This window comes from Prevotella sp. AM34-19LB (genome assembly GCF_003468525.1).
GTDB lineage: Bacteria > Bacteroidota > Bacteroidia > Bacteroidales > Bacteroidaceae > Prevotella.
In genome coordinates, this window is sequence record NZ_QSIG01000090.1 from 1 (window position 1) to 4,226 (window position 4,226).

At 44.5% G+C, this 4,226-nt stretch carries 7 protein-coding genes; 3 read left to right on the forward strand and 4 right to left on the reverse strand.

Annotated features, from left to right (window positions below):
- Positions 1 to 28 precede the first annotated feature (28 nt).
- From DW830_RS15100 to DW830_RS15105, 3 genes are all read right to left on the reverse strand, one after another.
- Positions 29 to 454, reverse strand: a complete 426-nt coding sequence (locus DW830_RS15100; RefSeq protein ID WP_089542928.1) for an N-acetylmuramoyl-L-alanine amidase — start codon at positions 452 to 454, stop codon at positions 29 to 31.
- A 15-nt stretch (positions 455 to 469) separates the two neighbouring features.
- Positions 470 to 574 (reverse strand): smalltalk protein, encoded by a 105-nt coding sequence (locus DW830_RS16005; protein WP_153096588.1) that lies wholly within the window; start codon positions 572 to 574, stop codon positions 470 to 472.
- A gap of 68 nt (positions 575 to 642) precedes the next feature.
- Entirely contained in the window at positions 643 to 1,281 is a 639-nt protein-coding gene (locus DW830_RS15105; RefSeq protein ID WP_158573524.1) for a DNA-binding protein, read from the reverse strand.
- A gap of 1,048 nt (positions 1,282 to 2,329) precedes the next feature.
- Between DW830_RS15105 and DW830_RS15110 the strand changes: the two genes are divergently transcribed.
- From DW830_RS15110 to DW830_RS15120, 3 genes are read left to right on the forward strand one after another with little or no spacing between them, the layout of a single operon-like run.
- Positions 2,330 to 2,935: a RepB family plasmid replication initiator protein gene (locus tag DW830_RS15110; protein ID WP_119250462.1), complete on the forward strand. Its 606-nt coding sequence runs from the start codon at positions 2,330 to 2,332 to the stop codon at positions 2,933 to 2,935.
- Positions 2,929 to 3,441, forward strand: coding sequence for a hypothetical protein (locus DW830_RS15115; protein WP_119250463.1), 513 nt, complete (start codon positions 2,929 to 2,931; stop codon positions 3,439 to 3,441). The genes DW830_RS15110 and DW830_RS15115 overlap by 7 nt, the downstream gene beginning before the upstream one ends.
- A 53-nt stretch (positions 3,442 to 3,494) precedes the next feature.
- Positions 3,495 to 3,722, forward strand: a complete 228-nt coding sequence (locus DW830_RS15120) for a DUF4248 domain-containing protein (protein WP_119250464.1) — start codon at positions 3,495 to 3,497, stop codon at positions 3,720 to 3,722.
- A gap of 183 nt (positions 3,723 to 3,905) precedes the next feature.
- Here the strand turns inward: DW830_RS15120 and DW830_RS15125 are convergent, their stop codons facing one another.
- Positions 3,906 to 4,184, reverse strand: a complete 279-nt coding sequence (locus DW830_RS15125; RefSeq protein ID WP_119250465.1) for a thymidylate kinase — start codon at positions 4,182 to 4,184, stop codon at positions 3,906 to 3,908.
- Positions 4,185 to 4,226 lie beyond the last annotated feature (42 nt).

Below are 4,226 nucleotides of genomic sequence, written 5' to 3' on the forward strand. Positions count from 1 at the left end.
ATACAGGTTGGGAGAATTTCATGAGATGCTATGAAGCCAGCAGAGGCTGAAGCTTCGTGGCATCGAAGCAGGGACAGGCTTTCTGCATGCCCGGCAAATCGCGGTGACCCAGAATGGTCTTGATGTCCGGAAACTCACGGTGAAGACGGAGGATGAGAAGCTTCATCGCCTCCTTCTGGGCTGGCGTGCGGGTATCAGAAATGCAACCGCTCGGCGACAAACCGCCCTCGTAGCAGATACCGATGGAATGAGCATTGTAGCCCAAGGCATGAGCACCCATCCGCTCCACCGGACGGCATGGATAAACCACACCTTCCAGGGTGATGTAAAAATGATAACCGATGTCGCGCCAACCGTTCACCACCACATGGTCGTGGCGCAACTGCTCCAGAGTGTACCGGTGATTGCAGCGGCTACCGCTGCAATGCACCACAATCATATCAATCTTTCTCATAAGCCGTCCTCCTCACTATAGGGTGCAGGATGATACACCCAGTGCCCCAAGCAGGGCGGTTAATACTGTCACCACAAACTTGATGACCTCGTTCAGTGTCTGTCTCTTCTTTTCTGTCATACGCTAAAGATTTTAAAGATTTAAATGAATAAAATGATAACTTACCTTACTATCTTGGTGCCATGGTTCTAAAAATTTACATTGTCACCATCAGAGCCTTCACCATCAGTACTGCCGCCTGTTGTACTGCCGCCCGTTGTACTGCCTCCCGTTGTACTGCCACCAGAGGTATGCTCGCCGTCGGTAGAAGAATCGCCACCTGCAGAACTGTCGCCAGAAGTATTCTGCTTCTTGCCTGCAGGCTTCTTTGCCTCCTCGATGTCGATCGTCTTGGCACCCTCCTTCTCAGCCTTCAATGCGGCACGCTGTACTGCACGGGATGCTACCTGTACAAACTCCATATTCTGGAATACAGAATACAGTTCCGGACCTGGAGCATACTGGACGTTGACACCCTTGATATGAGTGTCGCTTTTGAAATCAGCGGCACTGTCAGCACCATCGCTGACAATCTGCAGACGGAACTTGCCCAAGTCGCCAAACTCCACCTGGTTACCACGCTGAAGCTCCAGTATCAGATTCTCTACCGCACTTACCAATACTGCGGTGACATCTGCGTAGGTAACCGTGGTCTGCATCGCAATCATCTTAGAAAACTTCTTGAGCGAAGTCTTCTCGTTCACCTGGGCACGGGCATAAAACTTACCCTTACCTGCATTCTTTCCAAACTTAGGAACGTACTTTACCAAACTGTAACTAACTGACATAATACTAAAAATTTAAATTGTGATAGAATGTTCGTGCATCGGACTCTTCCCGAATGCAATGGCAAAGTTACGAAACCGGCGAAGGGGCATCTGCACACTTTCGTCCGCTTCCGTCGTCTTCTGCACTCTTTCGCCTTCTTATGTTCACTTTTGCACTCTTTTATCAGGCACGCCAATCGCTCGTAGGAAAGATGAGTATCATTCATAGGAAAGATGAGTATCGCTCATAGGAGCGACAGACCACGCTGATAGGAATGATGGGTATCGCTGATAGGAGCGGCAGCCACCGCTGATAGGAACGAGGGCTATCGCAGATAGGAGAATTGTAAACCATAGATATGATTGAGTAATCTTGCAGAAAGATGAACTTTTGCACTAGCAGGGAGAAGCGTAAGAAAGCAGTACTAGCAGGGAGAGATTTAGTCACTACCAGGGTTTTTCACTTCTATTAGAAAGAGGCGCTACCACTACCGAAGATAGGACAATGTTCATAAATATCTATCTATCAAGTTGTTATATAGTTATTTTTCTTAATATACTATACCCATATAGCTAATAGATATACGATTTATACTTAGAATCACAATGCGTAATGCGCAAAAGAAAAAGTTTTTTTTCAAAAATAACAAGTAAAATGCATTTTTGGGGAATAAAATTTGTTTAAGTCAGAATAAATGATTACCTTTGCATCAAGAAAGTTAAGAGAATAGGAATTTCTCAGCTCCTGATGCTTTTGCCAGGGGAGCTACTTTCTAGTGAGGATTTTTCCACCAACGCTCATTGAGTAGGAGTAGGACCTGAAAAATGAGTATTCAAATTAAATCCTTACAGGGCATTATCGTGTCCGATTAATTCGATTTGAATTATCGGCACGGATGCGAAGTAAGGTTTTGAAGTCGGGGTAGAATGTCCTAACTAGTCAATATATGTTGACCTATTCTCCCCGAAAGGTGGAAACCTTTATTTTTATTCCGTGCCGTATTTCTATAACAATATAAAGAATTGCCTTCCCAGAAGGTGATCCAAACTTAAACAAAATAAAAAGAGTATGGCAACAAACAATCAAAACCAAAAATCGGAAGAGCCCGAGCCCTTCCTGATGCCTTCTCCTAAACAGGAAAAAGACGTTATTACCATTATGGGGGTACAGGGACTGTCGCACAACGACTTTTCTACCCTCGAACTGAAAATTATGCTGCAGTTAATCAAGATATCCCAGAAATTGATTGACTACAATATCCGTTTACGCATCAATAGAGAGACCTTCATCTTTACTCCGGAACAGCGTGCAGCAGGTCATATCGACCTCTGCATAAAGCTCTCAGAGTTTGATCTGGCAGATACCCGACATGCTTCTCAGTTGCGTAATGCTTTGCTCCAGATGGCCAAACACCCTCTGAAACTAGCTTACAAATTGGGCGATCATACCTTCTACACCCAGTTTGATCACCTTTTTGAATGCAAGGTCTGCCAATATCAGGGCAGATGGTGGGTTAAACTCCGCTATGACCTCCATGTCTTCCGTTTTTTCTTCAGTTTTGACAAGGGCGCCTGCCACATCGACCTGAATGTGGTGCGACAGTGCCGTGGTGCATCGAGCATCAAACTATATCTAATGATGAATTGCTGGGGTGCCAAGGCTATACCATGGTGAAGCCCGAAAATCTGATGGCTTTGCTGCATGGCAGGAAGAACTACTACAAGACCTGGTCGGCACTCAAGAACAAGGCACTCGACTTTGCCTGCAAGGATCTGAAACGCCTCTACGACCAGAGAATTATCGACCAATACCCTGTATATCAGCCTTTCTATCAATCAGAAGAGGCAGAGACGCATCACCATATGCCCGATCATATCACCTTCACTTTTATAGACCGCGCAAATACGGGCGACACTTCGGGCGGCGCTACAGTTCCTGAGGAATTGCAGGGGGTACGTGCCCGACTGAAATGGCGTCTCTATACACAATATCACGTGGATGAGAAGATTGCAGTTCTAGAAAGCCAGCGCCTGGCACTCGATATGCAGGGAGAGCTGGAAGACTGGTTTCAGAAGAAAGACTACTTTATCCGTAAGTGCCAGCAGGAACATAGAAAGATCAATGTGGGTGCCTATATAGCCAAGGCATTGGATGGCTTTTTAAAGGATCATCATGCATAAAGAAGCCTCTTGCATAGATGACTCTTTGAAGAACACAAATGAGAATATAGATTATGGAAATATCGAATCGTATGTATAGCAAGACGGAATTGGGCTTGCTCTTTTTTCCGGAAGCCACCAGCAAGGCGACAGCTCGCCGCCATCTGATGGATTGGATCAAGCGTTGCATTCCTTTATGGGATGAGTTGAAGAAGCAGGGATACCTGGTTGGCTGCCAATATTTTTCGCCCCGACAGGTAGCTGTAATCTTTGAATATCTGGGAGAGCCGGACGAAAGCTGACTCCTCCCGCCAGATCATTGAATGCCAAATAAAAATTAAAGGAGCATTATACAAGATCTCCCTATAAGCCAGGCTGCAGAACCTGTGCTTATGGGGAGATTATATTTGCGAGTTATTTGTCATTATAGTGACCTTCAACTTCAATTACAACAACAGTAATAATGTCATCAAAAACATTGTAAATCATAGAGAATCAAGCCATTTGTTCATCTCGGTTGAATTTTCAAAATGAAGAGTCTCTCCTTTTTTATATTCATCCATTGCTTTATCAATCTTCTTCTGCAATTCTTCATCAATTGTATTATCCTCTACGACTTCAGAAGGATGGAGAATACTAATGAGAAGACTTTCCACATAGTTGTTAAGACTGCGATTGCTAGCCTTAGCCTTTTCTTTCAGTTCTTCCAGCAAACTGCTTTGGAACCTGAACGAAGTTGGGATTCTTGCTGCTGTTGTTGACATAATCATTAATATTTTAAATTAGTTCTGCAAATATACATCAAA